Raw genomic sequence first — 24,582 nt, forward strand, 5'->3', positions numbered from 1 at the left:
GGTGAGTTGTTGGTGAAACACACAATACTGAAGTATAAGTTTCTTTGTGACTAAAGAAGGCAATGACTCATGCTGGTGCATTAAGGTATGTTATGCCATTAGCATACTGGATCGCTCTTTTCTTCAGACTCTACTGAAGAGTACTTTCATTATGTTACCAAACTTATGTTTTTGGCTGATTTAAGTCTAAAAATAGCTGTTAACGAGGTTGATTTAAAGGTTTTTACAGACTACCCCCCTGTAAAATAGAATTTACCCCCCCTTCTGTTTAATGCCAGATTAGCAAATTTGAAGAACAAATGTTAGTGAGTGTCTTGCATAGGCACATATAACCCTTAGTACAAGCTTTATATATTTACTAAAGATGATAAACATAAAAGAGTATAAATATAGATAAGAATAGAATTGATTTAACAAATCCCAGGGTATTTAGCTTTTAAGTTAGTTATTACCATGTCTGCAACAGACAGTTTTAGAGTGTAAAGTACTTTATTCATCTGTCTTAGCAATTGAAGTTTGTAGTCTAAAAACTGCTAAAAAGGAGTAATAACAAATTCCATCGAGCTTTTAAATTAAAACCAATAATAGTTTATCATGAAACACTATTTATACAAAGAGCTGAGATACCTACTCGTTCTCCCTCTGTTATTTTTTGCTGTTACCGGGGCATTTGCTCAGGCCATAACAGTACAGGGCAAGGTTACAGATGCAAGTGGTACCGGTTTGCCTGGTGTTACTGTTTTACTTAAGGGGTCATCTACGGCTGCCCCTACTGATATTGATGGAAATTATACTCTCAATATTCCAAGTGGTAACGGTACGTTGATATTTTCATTTATAGGTTTCCAAACACAGGAGGTATCCATTGATAACAGATCTACTATTAACGTTCAACTTACTACTGATGCAAAAGCTTTAGACGAAGTAGTAGTGGTGGGCTATGGAACACAGCGAAAAGCAACCGTTACAGGGTCTATTTCAGAGGTGGAAGGTGCGGCCATAAACAGAAGCCCTCAACCCAATGTGTCGAATGCTATTGCCGGACGTGTTTCAGGGGTCATCATCAATAACCGTGGTGGTGAGCCAGGTTATGATGGTGCTGAAGTAAGAATAAGAGGCTTGGCTACTACGGGTAATAATGATGTATTAATAGTAGTAGATGGTGTGCCTGGACAAATTGGAGGCTTAGATCGCCTGGACCCTAACGATATCGAAAGCATAACGGTATTGAAAGATGCTTCTGCAGCCGTTTATGGTAACAGAGCAGCCAATGGTGTTATTTTAGTTACTACCAAGCGTGGAACTACGGGCAAGCCTACTGTTTCGTATAGCTTTAACCAAGGCATTTCATCACCAACACGTTTGCCAAAATTCGCTGACGCAGCCACCTATGCCACCATTCTTAATGAAATTGATTACTATAACAACACGGCAGGAGGACTCAACCAGCGCTACACGGCAGAAGAACTTGAATTATTTAGAAATGGATCTGACCCGTTAAACTATCCAAACACAAACTGGCTGAAAGAAGTACTGAATCCTGTTGCATTACAAAATAGACAAAGCCTGGCAGTAAATGGTGGGACTGAGAATGTTCGCTATTACGCCTCATTAGGTACACTGTATCAGGACGGCCTGTATAAAAATGGTGCTACAGAGTACAAGCAATATAACTTCAGAACTAACATAGATGCCAACATAACAGATCGATTCAATATAGGTGTATCACTATCAGGTAGACAGGAGGACAGGCAGTTTCCACAATATGGAGCTGGAGGCATATTCTGGAATACTTATCGGGCTTATCCTTTTATTCCTGCCAGATATCCTAATGGTCTTCCTTCTGCAGGTGTAGAAGGTGGTATAAACCCTGTTATGATTGGTACCGATGCAGCAGGTCTAAATAACAACCAGAGACTAATCTTCAACGGAATATTAAAAGCTAGTTACGATTTCGCGTTTCTACAGGGCTTGTCTGTAGACGGTTTCTATTCGGTAGACAAAGGCCAAAATTTTACAAAATCATTTACAAAGCCTTACCTGGTGTACAGTTATGAAGGAGGTGATACCTACAGACCCATTACGGTAGGTGAGCCAAAAGCTTCTTTATTCCAGGCACAGGAGAACACTACACTTGTAACAGCTAACATCAAACTGAACTTTAACCGCCAGTTTGGTGACCATGGTATTGGGTCATTCATAGCTTATGAACAGAGTGAGAATCGCTTAGAGCATTTCGAAGCAAGTAGAAGAAACTTTCCTACACCTCTTACACCTGAATTATCTCAGGGTGGAACAGGAGAAAACGAACGGAACAATGCTGGCTGGAGCTGGGTATTTACCAGAAGAAGTTACCTGGGTAAAGTAACATATAACTTCAAAGAAAAATATTTGGCGGAAGTTCAAATGCGTGCAGATGGTAGTTCCATCTTTCCTGGTACTAGCAGATTCGGTTACTTCCCAGGTATCTCTGTAGGATGGCGTATATCTGAGGAGTCTTGGTTCAGAAACAGCGTTCCCTTCTTTGATGATTTAAAGCTGCGCGCTTCTTATGGTAGGCTTGGAAACGATAACGTTGCTGCTAATCAGTTTATTAACAATTATGCCTTCAATAACCGATATGTTATAGGAGGGGTAGTGCAACCAGGTATAGACTTAATAAAACTGGCAAACCCTTTGATCACCTGGGAAGTAGCACAAAAAACGGATATTGGTTTAAATGGTAGGTTCCTTAAAGATTTTTCCTTTGAGTTTATTTACTTCCAGCAAAAACGGAAAGACATACTTGCATACAGAAACGCATCTGTACCTAACGTTACTGGTATAGTAAACCCATACAATGACAATAGCCCTAACTATAATTCTTTGGTGCCATCAGAAAACATAGGACGAGTTGATAACAACGGCATTGAAGCAACCCTCGGATACAACAAATCATCAGGAGATTTCAAATACAACATTTCAGGTAACATAACTTATGCTACTAATAAAATTGTGTTTAGAGACGAGGCACCTGAGGTGCTGGATTACCAAAGAGAGACAGGCAGACCGATGAATAGCTATTTGCTGTATAAAACCATTGGCATTTTCAGAACACAGGAAGATCTTGATAATTACCCGCATCCAGCAGGAACTAGACTAGGGGACCTAATTTATGAAGATTATAATGGTGATGGAGAGATTACTGCAGATGATATGGTAAGAACAAACCTAAGCAATATCCCACAGATTGTATATGGTGTTAACCTGGGGGCAGAATATAAAAACTTCGATCTATCAGTCTTGTTCCAAGGGCAGGGAAGGGTAAGGCAGCATGTACTGCCAGATGTAGGCATCAGTGGTAACTACTTTAGCTCATGGGCAGATAACAGATGGAGCCCAACAAATCCTGATGGTTCTTATCCGCGCGTAGATACAAGAACCGGATCTTCAGTTAGTGGTGGCCTTTTCCGTAACGATTTCTGGTTATACAACACTGCATTCCTGAGGTTAAAGAACGTTGAACTTGGGTATAACCTTCCATCTCAATTGCTTTCCAAAATTAAAATTGAGAATGTAAGAATTTATGCAAATGCATTTAACCTGCTCACATTTAGCAAGGTGAAGGACTTTGATCCGGAGACCAACTCTGGTAATGCGCAATTCTATCCGCAACAGAGAATTATTAACCTTGGGGTAAATGTTAGATTTTAATTTTTAAACAGCAGATTATGAAGTCTAAAATATTTTTAGCATTTGCCATAGGCTTGGCAACCACCTTTACATCTTGTAAAGAGAATTTTCTTGACGTAACGCCCACTGATCGTTTGTTTGATGAAGCCATAGTAGCAGATTCGGTGTTATTTGAGGCATTTGTAATTAACAGATACTTAGGAACTAGGCAAATTGATAAGGAAGGTGACGGAGCCCCTCCAGGGTTTGGAAGAGGTTGGGAGTATGCCCTGTGGAGTTCTCTTACCGACGAATCGATTTATAGAAGCGACGATCAATCATGGTTAATCCAACGTGGACAATTATCGCCAGAAAACACGGGTGTTGCTGGTGCCTTGTGGGGAAGAAGCTACCGCAGTATTAGAGAGGTGAACTACGCATTGAATCATATCGATGAAGTACAGATGAGTCAGGCTCATAAGGACCTTTTATTGGGAGAGCTAAAGTTTATCAGGGCTTTTCGCTACCACGACTTAATCCGCAACTACGGACGTGTAGTTTTGATGGGTGATAGAGTGGCCGAATTAGATGACGATTTCGATGATCCAGCAATTTTTAAGCGTTCCAGCATTCAGGAGGGTTTAGAATATGTTATGAATGAACTGAACGAGGCAGCAGAAATTCTACCTATGAGCCATAGCTCAAACTGGCAAAAAGGCAGAGCAACCAAAGGGGCTGCCTTAGCTCTAAAATCCCGGTTGATGCTTTATGGAGCAAGCCCACTCTACAAGGAAAATGGCGCCACAGTTACATGGCAAGAGGCTGCAGAAGCAGCAAAGGATGTTATGAGTAGTAATATGTATGCCTTAGGTTCAGATTATGCTAATATGTTTATAGACGAAGAGGGTAGCAGCAAGGAGATTATATTTGCCCGGTATTATAACCCCAACTCAAGACATACAGCACTGGAAATAGCCAACGGGCCTAACGGGTATGATGCCTGGGGTGGAAACACACCTTTGCAAAACCTGGTCGACGCATATGAGATGGCGAATGGCAGGGCAATTAATGATCCGGCTTCAGGTTATAACCCTCAAAACCCCTACACTAACAGAGATCCTCGTTTTTATGCAACTATTCTGTATAACGGAGCGCAGTATAGAGGCAGGGCAGTTGAAACATTCAGACCAGGCGGTAGAGATAGCCAGGATGGCCCTTCCAGCTGGAATACCTCCCAGACAGGCTATTATTTGCGCAAGTTCATGGATGATGAAAACCCAATTCAGAATCCTTGGAATGTTGCCGGTAGACAGCCTTGGATTTATTTCCGCTACGCAGAAATTCTGCTAAATTATGCAGAAGCACAAAATGAAGCCATAGGACCGGACGCATCTGTATACGAGGCGATTAACCAAATTCGTCAGCGGCCAGGAGTTGACATGCCGCCTTTGCCACAAGGGCTCTCCCAAAACCAGATGCGGGAACGTATCCGTAATGAGCGCCAGGTGGAGTTGGCTTTTGAAGAGCATCGCTTCTACGATGTGCGTCGCTGGATGATCGCGGAGCAAACAGAGAATGTTCCTGCTTATGGTGTAGAAGTAGCCAAGCAAGGAGATAACTTTGTGTATAATCGTAGAATTGCGCTGGAAGGCCGCAGGTTCGAAAAGAAACATTATTGGCTTCCTATTCCAAGATCTGAGATACAGGCCTCTGGAAATAAACTGGAGCAAAATCCAGGATATTAAATCTTTTTCAACATGGTGCCACAAGTAGTGGCACCATGTTGTTTATACTGTTATCAAAGAAATCCTCAGTATACCAAAATGAAGAAAATGTTCTCCGGCCGCAGGCTTTTTGCGCTGCACATCGTATCTCCCATAGTGTTTTTTTTTGTTTTAGCTGGATGTTCTAGCAATGTGCAGGAAGATGGACAGGATAAAAGTTTAAAAGGAGTTCCTGTAAAAGAGATAACAGCAAACATTAATATATCTGACACCTACCAGACCATTGATAATTTTGCTGCCTCTGATGCCTGGGCTTGCCAATTTGTAGGGAACTGGCCTGATGTCAAAAGAAATGCCATCGCAGATTTGCTTTTTAGTACCGATACCAGCACCAGTGGCCAGCCTAAAGGAATAGCCTTATCGCTGTGGCGCTTTAACATTGGAGCGGGAAGTACACAGCAAGCGGAACAGAGTGGCATTAAAGACGAATGGAGAAGAGCGGAGTCCTTTTTGAATGACGACGGAAGCTACAACTGGCAGCGGCAGGCAGGGCAAGTATGGTTTCTGAAAGCTGCGCAGGAGCGAGGTGTAGAAAACTTTTTGGCTTTCCCGAATAGTCCGCCTGTGAACCTGACAACTAACGGGAAAGCGTTCGCTTCTGATGGGAAGCCTAATCTCGCACCAGATAAATATGATGCCTTTGCTGATTACCTGACTGAAGTAGTTCAGGGAGTAGAGCGAGTACATGGTGTTCAATTTCGATACATAAGCCCTGTTAATGAGCCGCAATGGGACTGGAGTGACGGTGGGCAGGAAGGTACACCTTTCATGAATGAGAATGTGGCGGGTATTGTAAGAGCCCTAAACACATCTCTCGAAAGAAAAAAAATAAATACTACCATAGACATAGCAGAAGCTGGAAAAATTGATTACCTCTATACCGTTGATGATAAACCAAACAGAGGGAACCAGGTTGATGCCTTCTTTACCAGTAGCTCACCACATTACATCGGAAGCTTGTCGCATGTTGGAAAAGTAATTTCAGGTCATAGTTATTTTACAACCTCACCCTTTGACCAGGCAGTAGACAAAAGAAGACAATTGGCTGAAAAGGTTGCTAGTGTACCTAATTTAAAGTTTTGGCAATCGGAATATTGTATTTTAGGCGACAATGCTGGTGAGATAGAAGGGAATAAACGAGACTTAGGTATCGATCCTGCCATTTACATGGCGCGTGTTATACATAATGATTTAACCGTTGCGAATGCAACAGCCTGGCAATGGTGGCTAGCGGTGTCGCCTTATAACTATAAGGATGGTTTAGTGTATATAGATCATAATAAAACAGACGGCAACTACTATGAAAGTAAAATGCTTTGGGCGTTAGGTAATTATAGCCGCTTTGTTCGTCCTGGTGCCACACGGGTGCATACGGAGTTAACTGGTGGAAAAACTGAAGATAATGCTTTACTAGCTTCCTCTTATGTGGATGCTGCCAACAAACAATTGATCACAGTAGTAGTTAACGCAGGTATTAACGCTGCAAAAATGAAGCTGAATGTGAAGGGGGGAAATATTGGTAAGGTCAGACCTTATGTGACTACAGCAACAGAGAACCTTATGCCCGGAAGTATTTTAAAAAACAACAGTGAGATAACCCTGGCCCCCAGATCAGTAACTACCTTGGTAGCTGTCCTAAAGTAGATGTGATAAAGCCGTGATTTATAGTTTACCAGGAGAGAACTCAGCTGTTAAATGTCTTTAGTTACCAAAGTAAATGTCAAACCATTACTAAAAAGTCTTAAATGAAAAATCAACTTTTACTAAGCTTGATAGGGCTGCTGTTTGTTTGCTTACCTGATTGCTTAATGGCGCAGCAAGTGCGAAAAGAAGTGCTGTTCAACGACAGCTGGAAGTTTTACAAAGGGGATGTTACCAGTGGAGAAACACCAGGTTTTGATGATAAGAACTGGCGTGAAGTAGAGTTGCCACACGACTGGAGTATCGAAGGCCCTTTCAGTCCGGAGTGGGCAAGTAGCACGGGTTACCTGCCTGGCGGCATTGGTTGGTACCGGAAAACCTTTGAACTAACTTCTGATGTCCGCTCAAAGAACCTGTTTCTGTACTTCGATGGTGTCTACAAAAACAGTGAAGTGTGGATTAACGGCCATTACCTTGGGAAACGTCCCAATGGCTACACCTCCTTTTATTACGAACTTACCCAGCATCTTAACAAGAAGGGTAAAAATATACTCGCGGTTAAAGTAGATCATACAAAATTTGCCGATTCGAGGTGGTATCCTGGTTCCGGTATTTATCGCAATGTGTATTTAATGGCGGTAGAGCCTGTACACATTAAGGTTTGGGGTGTTGCCTTCACTACACCCGAAGTTAGTCAGAGCAATGCTTCTGCACAGGTAGTTGTGTCGCTAAATAACAAATCTAAGAAAGCAGCCGACATAGAAGTAAGAGCAGAACTGCGCGATAAGCAAGGGAAAACTATAGCAGATAACCGTCAGAAAATACAGGCGAAGGCAGGGCAGGAGGCAGAAGCTCGTTTAGCCTTCCAGGTAAAGAATCCTAAGCTATGGTCTGTGGATGATCCGAACCTGTACGAACTACACGTGGCCTCTTATGTAAACGGAAAGAAAACAGATAATTATGTAGAAAAAGTAGGCTTCCGCAATTTCCGCTTTGATGCGAACAAAGGCTTTTTCCTGAATGACGAAAATATAAAGCTGAAGGGCGTATGCTTCCATCACGATGCGGGAGCTCTGGGAGCAGCTGTTCCGGAGGAAGTATGGGTAAGACGCCTTAAAGCTCTGAAAGAACTAGGTTGTAATGCCATTAGAATGAGCCATTACCCGCATCAGGACTATATCTACAAACTGTGTGATGAAATGGGATTTTTAGTACAGGATGAAGCATTTGATGAATGGGAACTAGGTAAGAACAAATGGATTGAAGGCTGGAATGTTGGAAAGCCTGGTAACGACGGTTATCACGAACATTTTGCTGAGTGGGCAGAGCGTGATTTAAGGGATATGATACTCCGTAACCGTAACCATGCCTCTATCATTATGTGGAGCATTGGCAACGAAATAGATTATCCAAATGATCCTTACTCGCATGAGGTACTAAACACAGGACGTAATCCGCAAATATATGGTAAAGGTTACCAGCCAAACAATCCCCCTGCCAGCCGATTAGGGGAAATAGCGAAAAGGTTAGTGGCTGTAGCCAAGGAGTATGATATAACACGCCCTATAACGGCTGCATTGGCAGGAGTAGTAATGTCTAATTTTACCACTTATCCGGATGAACTGGATGTGGTAGGTTACAATTACCAAGAGTATCGCTATCCTGAAGACCATGAAAAGCATCCCAATCGTATTATCTATGGTAGTGAGAACGGAAAAGGTTTAGATGCCTGGTTAGCTGTAGATACATTAGATTATATTTCAGCACAATTTCTTTGGACAGCTTTCGACTTTATGGGAGAAGCCAGAAGCTGGCCTGTTCGCAGCAGCGGAGCAGGATTACTGGACCTGGCAGGCTTCCCTAAACCTGATTATTTTTTCAGGCAAAGTCTCTGGTCAGATAAGCCTATGGTATATATTGCCACCGCTAAGGTACAGGAGCAAGTCGAGGGCCAGCGTTACCAGCCTTTAACACCTGCCTGGAACTGGGCTGCAGGAGACAAAATAAAAGTTAGCTGTTATACCAATGCCGATGAGGCTGAATTGTTCCTGAACGGGAAGTCGCTTGGCAGGAAACCTTATACTCAGGCCAAAGCCCGTGTGCTGGAGTGGGAAGTAGACTACCAGTCAGGGGAGTTACTAGTTAAAGGCTATCAAAATGGCAAAGAGGTTACCCAACACGTTCTGAAAACAACAGGCTCGCCTTACGCCTTAAAAGCAACTGTAGACAAGCAATCTCTTAAAGCAGACAAGAAAGGAGTAGCTCACATTGTGATTGACATTGTGGATAGCGAAGGTAATGCCGTTTACAATGCTGAAAATGAAATAGCCGTAACTGTAGAGGGACCTGCTAAGCTTCTAGGGCTTGAAAGCGGAAGCCTGGTGAGCCATGAAGATTACAAAGCAAATAAGCGTAAAGCATTACGAGGGAAGTTATTAGCGTATTTGCAAGCAGAGCAAAAGAAAGGAGAGGTTAAAGTAACGTTCCAGTCACCGGGGCTACAGCCTCAAACAATTGTTTTGCCAGTACAATAGCAATGAACAACAATAATGCAACACTTCCTTTTTATGCTCATGCCCTGAAGCTAGCTGCTTTCTAAACGAGCTGCAGGTGTACTGCATGCCCCGGTCGGATTGATGCAAAAGAGAGAGAAGGGAATAACCTATTTGATGTCCATTTGTCAGGATGCCAGGCTACTTTGGTCTAAATCGTCTGACACAGCGTGCAACCTGTTACTTACCGGCCCAGTATGTGGATAAATAGAGCCAGCCTTTACCATCCATCTGCAACTAATAGGTTCAAAGCAAGCGGTAAGATAGAAGAAGCCTGATCTTTGTAGGACTCTTATCAACAGAAAAGCCTTATCTAGTCCGGTAAGGCTTTTCTGTTTTTTATGAATCTTTTCCGTCAAAATAGACTTTTATGCTTTAAACTCTAGCCTGATCTAATACGGTTTTAACTTTTTTATGGATAATGAACCTATAGGGGGTAATTAATTAAGCCTTTTATCCTTGATGAAACTGGAGATAAAATAGCAATTGAGTTTGATGTTCCTAAATCGTTTACTTTCTACAATTTTATGGACTTGCGGATAATATTTAACTAACAATTGATATATTGAGGCAGTTATACTATTTATCTTTTTCAATGAAGCCCAAATTCATTTCGATCAGCGAGGAAATTATAGAGAAAATTAAAATGGGGGAGCTGCAGCCAGGTGATAAAATACCTTCTGAAAACGAACTCATCAAAAGCTATAATGTCAGCAATACTACTGCCCGTAAAAGCTTATTAGAGATTGAGTCTAAAGGGTGGGCGCAACGAATAAAAGGAAAAGGAACTTTTGTACTTAATCGTACAGAAGATCACCACCTCTTACGGACTTTAGGGTCCATCGACTCTACCCGTCGTGGTTTCAATGAGAGTTTAAGGGCAGAGGGATTCAATCCCAAAAATATTGTGTTGGAAAAGACTATTCTGCAGCACGGTATTTCATCTGAAATAAGTGGCAAGCATTTTATCATGGAAGGTCCTGTGCTAAAGATTCACCAGCTTCGATACGCTGATGATGTTATCATCAAAGATGAAGTAAGGTATATCTGCCTGAAGCTATGCCCTAAAATCAACATGATGTCAACAGAAATCTCTTATTTTAAGGTCTACGAAGAAAAATACCATCATAAAATAACCGATATCAAGCAAACGCTCAGTGCCGACATTTTAGAGCCTGGCGCTTCGGACAACAACTTTGAAGTTAACAAGCAGTTACCAGTTTTTATTCTAGACGGCGTAGTGCTGTGTCAGCCAGAAAAAGTACTTGAAATAGAGAAGTCATTTTACCGCGGCGATAAGTATAAGTTTGCCATTGTTGCAAACCCAGAGTACAACGACAAGTAGCTATCTGTTTCTAAAGCATACTCTTAATAAAATTATCTGTAACTCATCGTGTTAAGTTTATCTACTTGTAAGGCGCAGTCTAGTTAGCAGCCTCTACTAATTGTAATGCCCTTTTCCTCCTGCTAGCAATTAAGTTATGTACAGCTTGCTTTACACCAATCGTAGGTGGTCCTAAAGTGGTGGCAGGTGCAACGCAGATTTGTTTTCTATGTTAACTCATGTAAGCTAGCAAGAGTGTTTAGATGCAAGGATCTTTTACATGCTAATAAACCAACTAACTATAATTATTTTCTTAGTGCGTTAGGTTTGTAATTTTTCGATTCTGATATTTTATATCCTATTATGTGCTTATAGTATACTGTATTTTTCTTATTTAATACTATTTTAAGTTGATTGATTGGTATTTGGGAGAGAGAAATATTTTTAAATATAGCTTACAAATGTTAGGTAGTTATTTAAAAAATATTTACTATTGTATGTACTTAGTGCGTTAAGATTATGTCTCCAAAAATCCGCTGGTTCATTTTAGTGCTTGTTTTTCTGGCAACAGGTTTAAACTTTCTAGACCGCCAGGTGCTGTCTATGACAATAATTAAAATACAAGATGAATTTGGTATTACTGATGTGGAGTATGGTTTAGTGAATACCAGCTTTCTGATCAGTTATGCCCTGATGTTTACTATAGGAGGCAGGCTCATCGACCGGATTGGAGGCAAAGCAGGACTTGCCCTTTCTGTAGGAGTGTGGTCTGTGGCCAATAGCCTGCATGGGGTTATGACGAATTTTTATCACTTACTAGCCTTTAGGTTTTTGCTAGGAGTAGGTGAAGGAGGTTGTTTTCCTGGTGCTGCCAAAACGGTGTATGAGTGGTTTGGTAAAAAAGAGCGGGCGTTGGCTAACGGCATTGCCATTGGCGGATCTGCAATAGGGGCTGTGCTGGCACCTCCCATTACTATTCTTATATCGTCGCAAATGGGGTGGCGTTGGAGTTTTGCAATTCCAGGCTTAGTCGGTATTGTTTGGGTGCTGGTGTGGGTATTGGTGCCTTGGCGGAAAAAACAGCATGCAGGCCAGGAACTGAAAGAGGTGGAACCAGAACCAAAAGCGGCTGCTATTCCTTTCCTAAAGCTATTAAAAAACAAAGAGGTACAGATTTTTGTGCTAGTACGCTTTTTACTTGATCCTATATTTTACTTTCTGATGTTTTGGGTTCCAAAATACCTGAATCAGGAACGTGGGGTTTCTTTTGAGCGAGTAGGAGAGCTCTTCTGGATTCCGTTTCTGGCCCTTGGTATTTCTAATATTATGGGAGGCTGGGTGTCTGATAGGCTTATTGCGCGGGGGCATTCAGTAAATTTTGCCCGTAAAGCTGTAATGGGAGTGGCGGCTTTCATTACATTGGTTGCTCCACTTATTGCCTGGGTGTCGTCGGTGGAGGTAGCTATTTTCTTAATGGCAGTTATGATGTTAGCGCACGGACTGTGGATTACCAATTACATTACGGCTATTTCTGATGTTTTTGGACGACATGCCACCTCTACTGTAGTAGGACTTTCGGGTACAGCTGGTGCGGTGTCTGGTATGGTTATGAACCCGCTTATCGGTATGGTGATACAAGACTATTCGTATGGACCTCTTTGGGTGGTTTCTGGTCTGATGTATCCTATCGCTTTTGTATTGCTGGCAGTATTTATTCCTAAAATTAAACCTGTTGTGTTTGATCTGAAAGAAAAGTTGGAGCGACAAACCGCTACCTGATAAGGTAAAAATTTTTATCTGATTTTAACTTAGTGCGTTAGGCTGGTCTAATATTAAACTTGCATTGTAAGTTGTACATATTTCTTTCTAATAATGTGCAGCTTTAACCTTTTCTGGATTTGTTAGTCGCCAACAGTCTCATTTTTAATCGTCTCTCAAAAAAAAGAAATCTATCATAATCACCATAAATTGAGAAAGAAGCATGAAACACTTTTTAGCTAAGGTGCTGACGTTAAAGTTAGTTTGTATCATGGTGGGGCTAGTGCTGGGTGTAGGGGATCTGGCAGCACAGACACAGCAAGCTGCTGCTGTAAGTGGTAAAGTAATTGCCGCTGCAGATGAGGTGCCTATGGTGGGAGCTATAATTGTAGAAAAAGGAACAAGTAATGGAACTACAACAAATGCAGAAGGGCGTTTTTCTATAAAGGTGCCTGCTACTGCTACATTAGTAGTTTCTTATCTGGGTTTTGCGACCCAGGAAATTCCAGTAAACAGCCGTGGTGTTATAAATGTGGCACTGGAGGCAAATCAGAATCAATTAAAGGAACTAGTGGTAATTGGCTATGGTACTTCTGCACGAGAAGATGTACCCAGTGCCATAGGGCAGGTCAGGATGCAGGATGTAGAGAAAGCCCCTGTGAAATCGTTTGACGAGGCTCTTGCTGGTCGTGTGGCTGGTGTTACAGTATCGGGCAACGATGGGCAGCCTGGCTCTAACAACAACATTGTAATTCGGGGAGCCGGGTCCTTAACACAGGATACCTCGCCACTTTACGTGGTAGATGGGTTCCCGATGGAGACTTCAATGGCGAACTCCATTAACCCAAGCGATATAGAATCTATCGATATTCTGAAAGATGCCTCCGCTACGGCCATCTATGGGGCCAGAGGAGCAAATGGCGTTATTATGATTACTACAAAAAGAGGAAAAGCCGGGGCACCTGTGATTACTTATAATACTTTTTTTGGGCTTTCTGAAAACCCGAAACCGCTGGAGCTTATGGGAGCCTATGAGTTTGTGAAGTACCAGAGTGAGCTGGAGCCCGAATTTGCCGAGAATGTATATTTTACCGGTGAGAAAACACTGGAAGATTATAGAAATGTGGAAAGTATCGATCTTCAGAAGCAAATATATCAGCGTTCGCCTATTCAGAACCACGAATTGTCGATAAGAGGCGGAAATGGGGCTACTAATTATTCCATATCAGGGAATATCATAAACCAGCAGGGGTTGGTTATAAACTCTGGCTTTAAGCGCTACCAGGGCAGGCTTACACTGGATCAGGGAGTAGGCAAGAAGCTTAAAGTTGGTATTAATGCCAACTACAGCAGCGAACTGACTTATGGAGCTATTGTGTCGAACACCTCGCATACCATGACCTACAGTGGCTTAAGCCTGCTGTATTCTGTTTGGGGGTTCCGGCCTGTGGGCGGAGCCGGAGACCAGGTATTAGATGAACTGTTTGACCCAACAATGCTCAGCAACGATTTTAGGGTTAATCCCATTTTATCGGCTAAAAATGAACTTCGCGAAACCCGCGTAAACAATCTGAATGTTAACTCTTATGCACAGTATGCCCTTACACCAGACCTGACTTTAAGAGTATCCGGAGGGGTTACTAATATGATGGTGCGCCGCGATGCCTTTTTTAATTCTCTTACAACCAATGGTAATAGCAGAAGAGCAGAGGGCGTAAACGGATCGGTTAACTTCAGACCTGTAACTAACTGGCTCAACGAAAACACTCTAACTTACAAAAAGACTTTTAACCAGCATCATCATGTTAATGTGGTTGGAGGCTTTACTATTCAACATCAAACAGATGCTAATTATGGGTTTTCGGCGACCAACGTTCTAAATGAAGCACTTGGCATAGATGGACTGGATGAGGCAGATACAAACATTGGCTTCTCCAGCAGTTCCCGCTGGTCCATGGCTTCGCTGTTAGGTCGTGTAAATTACAGTTTCAAATCAAAGTATTTGTTCACGGCTTCTATCCGGAACGATGGGTCTTCTAAATTTGCCCCAGGTAACCGATGGGCCACGTTTCCTTCAGCTGCCTTTGCCTGGAGAATGTCTGACGAAGGGTTTATCAAGAACATCAGCATTATTAATGATGCCAAACTCCGCTTAAGCTACGGACTTACAGGTAATAACCGCGTTTCTGATTTCCCTTACCTGACCCAGTTGAGCGTGCCGCGCTATGGTGGTTATTCTTTTAACAACAGTTCGCCCACCAGAGGGGCGCTCCTGGAGAATTATGGTAACCCCGAGCTTAAATGGGAAACAACTGAGCAAGCCAACATTGGTTACGATCTGAGCCTGCTAAAAGGACGGGTAGAGATAACAGTAGATGTATACCGCAAAACTACAAGAGACTTGCTGCTGAATGCCAGCCTGCCTTATGCCACAGGTCTGACCAATACCTCTGGCCTCGCTACTGCCTTTAAAAACATTGGGAAGCTGCAGAACCAGGGGCTTGAGCTAACACTTAATACCGTTAACCTCCAGAAAAACGATTTCAGCTGGAGTACCAGCTTTAACATCAGTTTCAATCAGAACAAAATAATTGCTTTAAATGAAGGCCAGACTTCCCTGCTAAGCCAGGTCGCTTTTGATACGGACTTCAGGAACACTTCACCCTACATTGCGCAGGTAGGGCAACCTATAGGGCAAATCTATGGCCTGATTTGGGATGGCGTGTATCAGTATGAGGACTTTGACTGGGTGTTGGGCAATTATGTGCTTAAAGACAATATCTCAACAAACGGACAACCACGTGCGAACATTCAACCTGGTGACATAAAATACCAGGATATAAATGGTGACCTGGTGGTAAACGAAATGGACTTTACTGTAATAGGCCGTGGGCTGCCTGTACATGTAGGCGGTTTCTCCAACAACTTTAGCTACAAAGGTTTCGACCTGAACGTTTTCTTTCAGTGGTCTTATGGCAACGATGTTATAAATGCAAACCGCCTGTTGTTGGAGGGCAATGCCAAGCGTACCCGGTCCCTGAACCAATATGCCAGCTACGAGAACCGTTGGACTCCGGAGAACCCGAGCAATACCTTGTTCAGAACCGGCGGTCAGCGCGATACTTACTACTCTAGCAGGGTAGTAGAAGACGCTTCTTTCTTGCGCTTAAAAACAGTGGCGCTTGGCTACAACTTTAACGAAGCCTTTATCAGCAAAATTAAATTGAAGTCACTGAGGGTGTATGCTTCTGCCCAAAACCTCTTTACCTGGACGAAGTATTCCGGCTCTAACCCAGATGTTTCTACCAGACACTCGGCTCTTACACCAGGTTTTGACTTTGCCGCCTATCCGTTAGCCAGGACCATTACTTTCGGTTTAAGCACTTCGTTGTAATCTTATTTTCCTAGATATGAGACTTAAATATTATTTATTCGCCTCCTTGCTTTGCCTGGGAAGCACCTCTTGCAAAGACTTTCTGGATACCGAGCCTACAAACTTTATAGCCCCCAATTACAGTACGGTGGGGGAGTTGGAGACCGCTCTGGCAGGTGTTTACGATGTGTTGGGTTCGCAGGCGATGTATGGGGATGTAGTGCCTTACTGGCTAAACGTGAGCACAGATATAGAATATACCAACACCGGCCAGGCAAACACCACAGCTTACATTTATACGCCTGCCGATGCCCAAATTACAAACTTCTGGAAAACACTTTACCAGGGTATTTACCGGGCAAACTTACTGTTGGCTGTTGTAGACAATCCCAACATTGCCGAAGCTGCCAGAAACAGAATCAAAGGGCAAGCCATGTTCCTTCGTGCTTACTACTACTTTCTGCTGGTGAGTAACTACGGCGATGTGCCCTTGCTGCTAACGGCCACACCTTCCATATCAGATGTAAATGTGCCGCGCACACCTCAGAAAGAAGTATACGAGATGATTATACGAGATATGACAGAAGCAGAAGGCCTGGTAGAAGAGGTGGCAGGTGCTGGCTCCGAGGGAGGTATAAGCTATGGAGGCAGAATATCCAGGTCTGCCGTGCAGGGAATCTTAGCCCGAGTAAACCTGACTATGGCCGGTTTCCCGCTAAGAGATGCCTCTAGGTATGCTGAGGCACTCACTTGGGCAAGAATAGTGAAAAACTCCGGAAAACACGCTCTCAACCCTGATTACACTGACATATTTATTAAATATGCAAAAGACCAATACGATGTAAGAGAAAGCATCTGGGAGATAGAATTTTATGGTAATAATACAGGGGCATTTAGCGAATACACTTACTACATTGGAGCCAGGGGCGGAATCAGAAACCCGGCTGACCGGGAAAAAGGCATAAGCGGCGGGTCAGTGCTTGCAACCAGAAAACTGTTCGACCTCTACGAAAAAGACCTCGCAAACACCGATTTGCCCCAGGCTTCTCCGGACCTGCGCAGAGACTGGAACATTGCTCCCTTTACTTATGCCGGTAACCCTGCTGTGTATACTCCTAATAACGACATCTGGAGGCGCACCCTTGGCAAGTGGAGAAGAGAGTATGAGGTGGTATCGCCTAAAGACATCAGCACATCGCCCCAAAATTTCCCGATACTCCGGTATGCCGATATCCTGCTGATGATTGCTGAGGCAGAGAACGAAATTGCAGGACCAACCGCAGAGGCTTACGATGCCATAAACGAGGTCAGAAGAAGAGGCTACGGTCTGATGCTGCCTAATCCCCCCAAACCTGATGTGCAGGCCGATCTACCAGGAGGAATGGGGCAGGAAGATTTCAGGCAAGCGATAAAAGACGAAAGAGCCCGAGAGTTTTGTTTTGAAGCAATCAGGCGACCCGACCTGATACGCTGGGGTAACTTTGTAGGAGATATGAAAGCTTATATGGCCTGGGCTCTGACCAATGGCGCAGTTCAGGGGCACGTGCTGGCTCAGACAAACATAAGCGAAAGAAACCTTCTGCTTCCGATTCCGACTTACGACATGTCGCTGAACAAATCGCTTACACAAAACCCAGGTTACTAAACTGTTCTTGAGTTATGAGATATTTATATTTGATAGTGCTCACTGTTGCCTTCATGTCCTGCAACAAAACATTGGATGTGGTAACGCCAGACTTCGATGTGCAGGTCGAAAAACAAACTTACAAGGTTGGAGAAACAGTACAGTTTAACTTCTCCGGCTATGCAGGGCACATCACCTTTTACTCTGGTGTGGCTGGTGCCGATTACAATTTCAGAGAACGAACGGCTGTAGAAGGGGGTATACCGCAGCTGGATGTTACGACCCAGTATGGTGGGGGAGGCACTCAGATCAATTCTCTCCGCCTAATGGTGTCTTCTGATTTGGCTGCCCTTACCAAAGAAGGTGTTCTGGCTGCCAACTGGACCGATATAACCGACCGGGCCATTATTGCGCCCAACACTGTTATAACGCCTTCCGGTACGCTACATGTTTCTGATTTGGTAGAGCCTGGTAAGCCTCTGTTTTTTGCCTTCAAATTTGTAGGGCAAACAGATCCTGCCAAGGCAGCCGGAAACTGGATTGTGCATGCTTTTAACGCTAAAACTGTGTTGCCAAACGTTACTGCCATTCCTGTTGCCTCGCTGCAGAATGCCGGGTGGCTGCCATTCAGCATAAAGAACGATGCCAACACCTGGACAACAAGAGGAAACCCGGCTGTAGACTTAGTGATTATAGGTGGCGGCGTTAACGCTCCTGAGAGTGAAGACTGGTACGTTTCAAAGCCACTTTATTTTACGAAAGTGCCCCCCGATACAGGGAGGCCAATTCAGAATATAGGCACTAACGCGCTGGAAAATTACAATTTTGTGTATACTCAGCCCGGCACCTACCAAGTCACCTTCGTCGGAACGAATCAAACTGTTGACTCCCGTAAATCGGTTACACGCCAGCTCGAATTAACCATTATAGAGTAGAACAGCAGCAAGCATATTCGCTTTGTCTGAAGTTTAGGCGGCTAAAAGGCAAACAAAGCTTCAAAATTAAGCAAATATGATAAGGAAAATTATTCAAAATTATTTAACTTAGTGCGTTAAGTTGTCTATCCCTATTAATAGTTAATATAAAAAGTATATTAACTCAGCCCTTAGCCCTAACAAGGTATAATTGCCTCTGGAAGACCTTTTTCATTAGAATAATTGAGTTGGTTGCATCAACTATAGCTGCACCCAATTCAGAATTATAAAACGATAAATGTTTTTTCTATTGAGGGGGTGCTAAGAGGGAACCCTAAAGGTGCTGACATGAGAAAAGCCTCTGAAAGGCCATTTTCATTTGAATAATTTAAGCTGATGATTACAGTGGCAGCTTAATGGTATTTAAGAAGAGCCTTTAGTGGACCACCCAATTGTAATAGGCCAAGTATAGAAAATCAGATTTACCTGTATGCAATTTGGTTATTATAAAATTTTGAGAAATAAAAGTGTGTATTTAAAAACCTAGTGCGTAAAGATATTTGTTGAAATATTAAACCTGAAATTATGAACCAATTCGAAGAACTGACAGTGGCTGAAACGGTAGTAAAGCCTGATAATATGCCAGTCATAAAGAAAAGAAAAGAAACTATTCCAAGAGTCGGGATTTTCGGAGTAGGATACGCCAAGTATTGGGAACAATTCGAAGGCCTCTATGAGCAAATGATGGAGAAGCAGGCCATACTCCTCGAAAAGGTTGAGAAGAACCAGGTAGAGGTATTTGATTTCGGAATGGTAGACGATGTGCAGGGGGCATACGAGCTGCTGCCAAAATTAAAAGCAGCAAACCTGGATCTTGTATTCTGCGACATGCTGACCTATGCCACCTCCAGTACGTTTGGCGTTATCATCAAAAGCCTTGATGTGCCTGTGGTGCTGGTGGCATTGCAACCCGATAAAGCCCTGAATTACAGCAAAGCCTCTACCTACCAACAACTGTACAACGACGATATCTGCTCTCTTCCTGAGTTTACAGGTGTAGCCGTTAGAATGGGTAAAAAAGCACCCGACGTTATTATTGGTACCCTGCACGACGACCCTGCTGCAGAAGCAGAAATTAGTACCTACTGCAATATTGCTCGTGTGCTGCACGACCTGAAAACGGCCCGGATAGGCCATATAGGACACCCCATAGAGGCCATGCTCGATATGCACTCAGATGCGACCATGCTCACCTCTCATTTTGGCTTGCATATCGTGCAGTGCGAAGCCCACGAAATTGTAAACAAATTTCAGCAGGTTGCTGCAACAGATGTAGATAAAGAAAAGGTGCGTATCCTGGAATTTTTTGATACACCCGACCCCGTATCAGACCCAATTTCTGAAAAGCTCCGCGAAACAGACCTGGAAGTTGCTGCGCGCGTATCGGTAGCGCTAGAAGAGTTTGTGAAAGACAAAAAGCTAGATGGCCTGGCTTACTATTACGAAGGACCCGAGAACAGCGAAACCCGGCAGGTAATGACAAACCTGATTGTAGGAAACTCCCTTCTGACTGGCGCCGGCTTCCCTATGTGTGGCGAGTCTGACCTGAAGTGCTGCATTGCCATGATGATAATGGAGCGCCTGGGTATTGGGGGCAGTTTTGCAGAATTCCACCCGGTTGATTTTAAGGAAAACTTTATTTTGGTGGGGCACGACGGTCCGCATAACGTTACCATTGCCCAAGGTAAACCAGTGCTCCGTAGCCTGAAAAAGTACCATGGTAAACCTGGTTTTGGGGCAGGAGTAGAGTTCAAAATAAAAGAGGGGCCTATTACCATGCTTAGCATTACCTCTACCTACGATGGAAAATTTAAATTTGTAATTGCAGAAGGTACATCTGTAGAAGGTCCAATTCCGCCAACTGGAAACACAAACACCAGAGGTTACTTTAAGCCGGATGTAAGAACATTTCTAAAGAAATGGGTAAAAGAAGGACCTACACACCACTTTGCCTTAGGAGTAGGGCACCACGCAGAAACTATCAAGAAAATAGGAGAATACCTTAACATCGAAGCAGTTATTGTAGAATAAGCATCATGATAAAGCAAGCGGCATATTTTATTCTTTTTCTTTTAGCAACCAAACCTTTTGCTGCGGCGGCCATACCGGCTGCCTGGCAAGAGGAAAAACCTGCAATAAAAGAATTACAGGTTCTGTTTCAGCTCGATTTTGAAGCTGGCTATAAAGCAAATGCAATCGGAAGCAACAACCCGGTTAACAAGAGCAAGCACCCTGGAGCAGTGAACGGTGTAAAGGGTAAAGCCGCTTCTTTTATGCCTGGTCAGGTGCTCCAGTACCCGGCACAGGGTAATCTGCAGAAGTCTGAAGGCACTATTGCGATGTGGCTGCAAGTGCCAACTTTAAAAGATGGAAAACAGATAGACCCCTTTACCATATTTCAGGAAAGCGGCCCGCAAACCAGTGGCAGCAACAGTTTTAAAATCGAAATGTTTCGTGGGCGGTTTATCCGCTTTAGTTTGAAAGATAAGCGCGACTCCTATGTGTATTACCATAAAATAGATAGCTGGAGCGATAGCGAATGGCACCACTTGGCCTTTACCTGGAATGTATTAAAAGGAGCCTCTATTTACGTAGACGGTAAACCTGCTTCTATCGGATGGATGCCACAATGGACCCCTGTAGCCTACGATTCTTTTTTTATTGGTGCCGCCAATGCAAAAGGAGAAGAGTCGTGCCAGGCTACGCTAGACGAGTTTTATATTTACAACAGAGAGTTTACAGAGGCTGAGGCACGCAAGGCTTTTCAGCAATTTGGAAAGCTGGTGGCAGATGTCGCTATTATCGATCCTTTTTTAGAAGCCGCTCAACCTGGCGTGGTGCCCGTGGTGGTGCGCAACGCAGGAGAGCAGCCAGTCGAGCTGAAAGACCTCCGGTTTGAACTTGCCAACAGCCAGGGGAAAATAGTAGAGCAAGGCAACGTGCAAAATCAATCGGTAAAAGCATTCGGAAAAGCACAGGTACAGCTGAACCTCCCGGCACTCCAACCGGGAGGTTATAATCTCACCTTGCACTATACCGAGAACAAGCAGCAGAAAAAAACCAAAGCTGCCGTGCAGGTAGTAGCGGCTTCGAACAAAGCTATAACAAAGGCTGCACAACAAACATTGTTAGTGGAGCTGGATGCCGTAAAAAAGGAACCAATCGGAGAAACAGGAGGCACGGTTATCCATAATTTACCTATAGGAGCTTACCGTGAAGGAGGCACTAAAAAACGGGACCGCTTTGCCCTTGATTTTGAGGTTGAAGAGGTAAATGAGCCTCATTTGGCTATTATCTCTTACCCGGATGATAAACCAAGGTCTATGGAAGTAATGTTGCAGAATTTTGGTAACATCATAGACTTTCAGGTGCATACGGGTGTGTTCACAGGAGGCGAATACCCGCTCTCAAATAAAATGCAGGAGCATAGGGTAGTGTTCTGGCCCCGGTCTAAAAAGCAGGCTTTCATTTTTATGACAGCAGAGCCCAATCTGCCAGCTGCCGTTCAGCATATTAAAATTTACAGGTTAAAAGACTTTGCTGTAGCTTCTGCTAAAGGCCGTTTCTCAGGCAGCGTGCCTGCCCGAAGCGCCGGCATTTACTACGAAGATCCTGTGCTGTTTCATAACTTCGGTACCGGTCGCGACCTGGAGGGTTTTACTAAAGCCACAGACCGGCTGCTGCAGTATATGCAGTCCTTTGGGCAAACAGAACTGGAATATCCGCTTGCCTGGTATGCGGGGCCTCTTTACGGAACTGCTGTAGAACCTTTTCAGCCTGATATTGACGGGGCACAGGGTGGCCAGCGTCCGCATCCTGCAGGCTACCCTGCTTATCTGCTTAAGCGGCTAGCAGAGCAGCAAATCAAATTTACAGCCGGACTGCATATCCACACGCTGCCCAGCTTAAACAAATATGCCTTAGCCGACACAGCGCTTATTCATGCGGGCCACGAAACGGCCATTAACATAAACAAAGACGGAAAGCTCTGGTATGGCTACTGGCATGGAGCCGACCCAAACTATAATGCGGCTGACCCGCGTGTAATGCAATCTGTAAATGCCATTGTAAATGAAGTGTGTGAGCGATATGCACAAGAACCCGCTTTTGATGGTATTTCGCTGGTAATGGCCCGGCCCAAACTGTTTACCTTCGGTACGCTTGCCTCAGGTTACAACGATACCAACCTGCAGCGATTTCAGAAGGAGTCGCAAATGCAAATTCCTGTTTACAAGGCAGGCGATCCCCAACGATTTGCCAACAGTTATAACTGGCTCATGAGCAACCCCGACGCCAAAAAAGCCTGGATAGACTGGCGTTGCAAAGTTCTTTATGAGCATTATGCCGCCATGGGCACCAAAATAGCCACCTACCGCCCGGACCTGAAACTGAAGCTGAATGTGTTTGTACATTTAACCAACAACCACCGCCTGGCCGATTACCTTGCAGAGCCAAGCGTGGAAGTGATGCGGGAAATGGGGATTGACCCTGCGCTGTACAAGAACCACCCAAACATTGTGCTGAACTATACCACAGTGCCGGCAGATATGCGCTGGAAACGCAATAACTACGAACCTGGTAACCACGAAATTAATCGCACGGTTATGACTGCTCCGGAAGTAGTAGCTTCTCTAAAGGACCACGACAACGTGAGAGTAACCATACACGACCGCTACTGGGAAGACCCTATTGGAAGCGAGGCTCCACTTGCTGGATTAAAAAACATTGGTGTTAATGAGATGGTTTGGCGTGCCTCTACCTTTAATGGGGTTAGTTACCATGCTATGGAGCCATACATGTTTGCGCTGCACCATTTAGATGCGACCAGTATTGTAAAAGGTGGCTATGTGATAGGAACATTTGGTATGGAGAAGGAACTGGAGCGTTTCTCTCAGGCGCTACAGGCATTACCGGCTGTTGATTTTGAGGATGTGCCAGGTGTGGTAGACCCTGTGCGGATACGGCAGAAGGTAGTAGATGGTAAATTATACTTCTATGTGCTCAACACATTACCTGAGCCTGCTCAAATCCAGATAAAGCTAAAGAAATCGGAGCAAGTGCTGGAGCCGGTTACAGGTGAATCGTTTAAGAAAGCAAAAAAGATAAGCCTGAACCTGGAGCCATACGAGCTGCGTGTTCTCCAAAGCTCTTCTGCCCAGCAGCGTGTTTTGGCAGGTGATGTTAAGCTTTCTGAAAAATTTATAGCCGAACTCCGCCACAGGTTTGAGAAAGTGCAGCTCGCGGCAAAGGAGAAGAGTACCGGTACAGCCAAGCATGCTCCTTACCTTGAGTTGGCCAGACAAGCGTGGGCCGATAAGCATTATTCCAGGCTGTATTTCTTACTGCAGGAAGACTGGGCGGTAGAAATGCTTGGTCCTGCAACCAGCACTTCTACAACACTCAATAAACCTTAATCTGCTAAACAACAGGTAGTCTATGCTGCTGCACAGGCTACCTATTGTTTTCTTTTTATCTGTTCCTAACAACAGGTGTATACAATTGGCTTGTTGAAAGAATTTACTAGAGGTAATAGATCAGACGAAGTCGAGGTCAATTCGGGCTTGTCTGGAAAACTGCTTCTCACTGGTATGTGCTTCATCGCTATTTTTGCAAGCTCAGGATGAAAGTAGTGCTCCTGCCTCACTTACAGAACACTTAAACATTGGCGTGTAACAGGATGTACTTAGCCAATCGATCTGATTGTAGCACCGATACGAGGTTTGCTTGCTGGCAAATGTTAAAAGCTAACTTCATTTAAAAGAGGTAGAGCTAATGTTAGTTTATTCGTTCAAATCCTTGCGTTGACCCTAGTCCTATTTTAGGTGAAAAAACTTCTGGAAGGCCATTTTCATTAGAATAATTGGCTGCTGGCAGGCAAGTGTATTAGCCAATTTTACTTTT

11 protein-coding genes are annotated in these 24,582 nt (G+C 43.8%); all 11 read left to right on the top strand.

Annotation, left to right across the window (positions count from 1 at the left end; all coding sequences use genetic code 11):
- Window positions 1-594 precede the first annotated feature (594 nt).
- The 11 genes from ACMA1I_RS06335 to ACMA1I_RS06385 all read left to right on the top strand — a co-directional run bounded on the left by ACMA1I_RS06335 (window position 595) and on the right by ACMA1I_RS06385 (window position 24,095).
- A complete protein-coding gene (locus ACMA1I_RS06335) occupies window positions 595-3,693 on the top strand; it encodes a TonB-dependent receptor (protein ID WP_337067455.1) in 3,099 nt (1,032 codons plus the stop codon).
- A 17-nt stretch (window positions 3,694-3,710) separates the two neighbouring features.
- Window positions 3,711-5,396, top strand: a complete 1,686-nt coding sequence (locus tag ACMA1I_RS06340) for a RagB/SusD family nutrient uptake outer membrane protein (protein ID WP_337067456.1) — start codon at window positions 3,711-3,713, stop codon at window positions 5,394-5,396.
- A gap of 78 nt (window positions 5,397-5,474) precedes the next feature.
- Window positions 5,475-7,079 carry a glycoside hydrolase gene (locus tag ACMA1I_RS06345; RefSeq protein ID WP_337067457.1) on the top strand — a complete coding sequence of 535 codons (1,605 nt, stop codon included), beginning with the start codon at window positions 5,475-5,477 and terminating at the stop codon, window positions 7,077-7,079.
- A gap of 101 nt (window positions 7,080-7,180) precedes the next feature.
- Window positions 7,181-9,610, top strand: a complete 2,430-nt coding sequence (locus ACMA1I_RS06350) for a glycoside hydrolase family 2 TIM barrel-domain containing protein (RefSeq protein WP_337067458.1) — start codon at window positions 7,181-7,183, stop codon at window positions 9,608-9,610.
- 613 nt (window positions 9,611-10,223) lie between these two features.
- Window positions 10,224-10,973, top strand: coding sequence for a GntR family transcriptional regulator (locus ACMA1I_RS06355; protein WP_337067459.1), 750 nt, complete (start codon window positions 10,224-10,226; stop codon window positions 10,971-10,973).
- A gap of 498 nt (window positions 10,974-11,471) precedes the next feature.
- Complete coding sequence (locus tag ACMA1I_RS06360) at window positions 11,472-12,731, top strand: MFS transporter (RefSeq protein WP_337067460.1); 1,260 nt, start codon at window positions 11,472-11,474, stop codon at window positions 12,729-12,731.
- A 202-nt stretch (window positions 12,732-12,933) separates the two neighbouring features.
- Window positions 12,934-16,104: a TonB-dependent receptor gene (locus tag ACMA1I_RS06365; protein ID WP_337067461.1), complete on the top strand. Its 3,171-nt coding sequence runs from the start codon at window positions 12,934-12,936 to the stop codon at window positions 16,102-16,104.
- Between the two features lie 16 nt (window positions 16,105-16,120).
- Window positions 16,121-17,728, top strand: coding sequence for a RagB/SusD family nutrient uptake outer membrane protein (locus tag ACMA1I_RS06370; RefSeq protein ID WP_337067462.1), 1,608 nt, complete (start codon window positions 16,121-16,123; stop codon window positions 17,726-17,728).
- A 14-nt stretch (window positions 17,729-17,742) separates the two neighbouring features.
- Window positions 17,743-18,642: a DUF5017 domain-containing protein gene (locus ACMA1I_RS06375; RefSeq protein ID WP_337067463.1), complete on the top strand. Its 900-nt coding sequence runs from the start codon at window positions 17,743-17,745 to the stop codon at window positions 18,640-18,642.
- Between the two features lie 618 nt (window positions 18,643-19,260).
- Window positions 19,261-20,712 (top strand): L-fucose/L-arabinose isomerase family protein, encoded by a 1,452-nt coding sequence (locus tag ACMA1I_RS06380; protein ID WP_337067707.1) that lies wholly within the window; start codon window positions 19,261-19,263, stop codon window positions 20,710-20,712.
- 5 nt (window positions 20,713-20,717) lie between these two features.
- A complete protein-coding gene (locus tag ACMA1I_RS06385) occupies window positions 20,718-24,095 on the top strand; it encodes a LamG domain-containing protein (protein ID WP_337067464.1) in 3,378 nt (1,125 codons plus the stop codon).
- Window positions 24,096-24,582: the final 487 nt, after the last annotated feature.

Origin of the sequence: Pontibacter sp. 13R65 (assembly GCF_047525655.1) — a bacterium.
Classification (GTDB): Bacteria; Bacteroidota; Bacteroidia; order Cytophagales; family Hymenobacteraceae; genus Pontibacter.

Excerpts from the sequence above, each read along its gene's own strand:
- ACMA1I_RS06385 (WP_337067464.1), top strand. The coding sequence starts at position 20,718 with ATGATAAAGCAAGCGGCATATTTTATTCTTTTTCTTTTAGCAACCAAA.
- ACMA1I_RS06380 (WP_337067707.1), top strand. The coding sequence starts at position 19,261 with ATGCCAGTCATAAAGAAAAGAAAAGAAACTATTCCAAGAGTCGGGATT.
- ACMA1I_RS06340 (WP_337067456.1), top strand. The coding sequence starts at position 3,711 with ATGAAGTCTAAAATATTTTTAGCATTTGCCATAGGCTTGGCAACCACC.
- ACMA1I_RS06355 (WP_337067459.1), top strand. The coding sequence starts at position 10,224 with ATGAAGCCCAAATTCATTTCGATCAGCGAGGAAATTATAGAGAAAATT.
- ACMA1I_RS06350 (WP_337067458.1), top strand. The coding sequence starts at position 7,181 with ATGAAAAATCAACTTTTACTAAGCTTGATAGGGCTGCTGTTTGTTTGC.
- ACMA1I_RS06360 (WP_337067460.1), top strand. The coding sequence starts at position 11,472 with ATGTCTCCAAAAATCCGCTGGTTCATTTTAGTGCTTGTTTTTCTGGCA.
- ACMA1I_RS06345 (WP_337067457.1), top strand. The coding sequence starts at position 5,475 with ATGAAGAAAATGTTCTCCGGCCGCAGGCTTTTTGCGCTGCACATCGTA.
- ACMA1I_RS06365 (WP_337067461.1), top strand. The coding sequence starts at position 12,934 with ATGAAACACTTTTTAGCTAAGGTGCTGACGTTAAAGTTAGTTTGTATC.
- ACMA1I_RS06370 (WP_337067462.1), top strand. The coding sequence starts at position 16,121 with ATGAGACTTAAATATTATTTATTCGCCTCCTTGCTTTGCCTGGGAAGC.
- ACMA1I_RS06335 (WP_337067455.1), top strand. The coding sequence starts at position 595 with ATGAAACACTATTTATACAAAGAGCTGAGATACCTACTCGTTCTCCCT.
- ACMA1I_RS06375 (WP_337067463.1), top strand. The coding sequence starts at position 17,743 with ATGAGATATTTATATTTGATAGTGCTCACTGTTGCCTTCATGTCCTGC.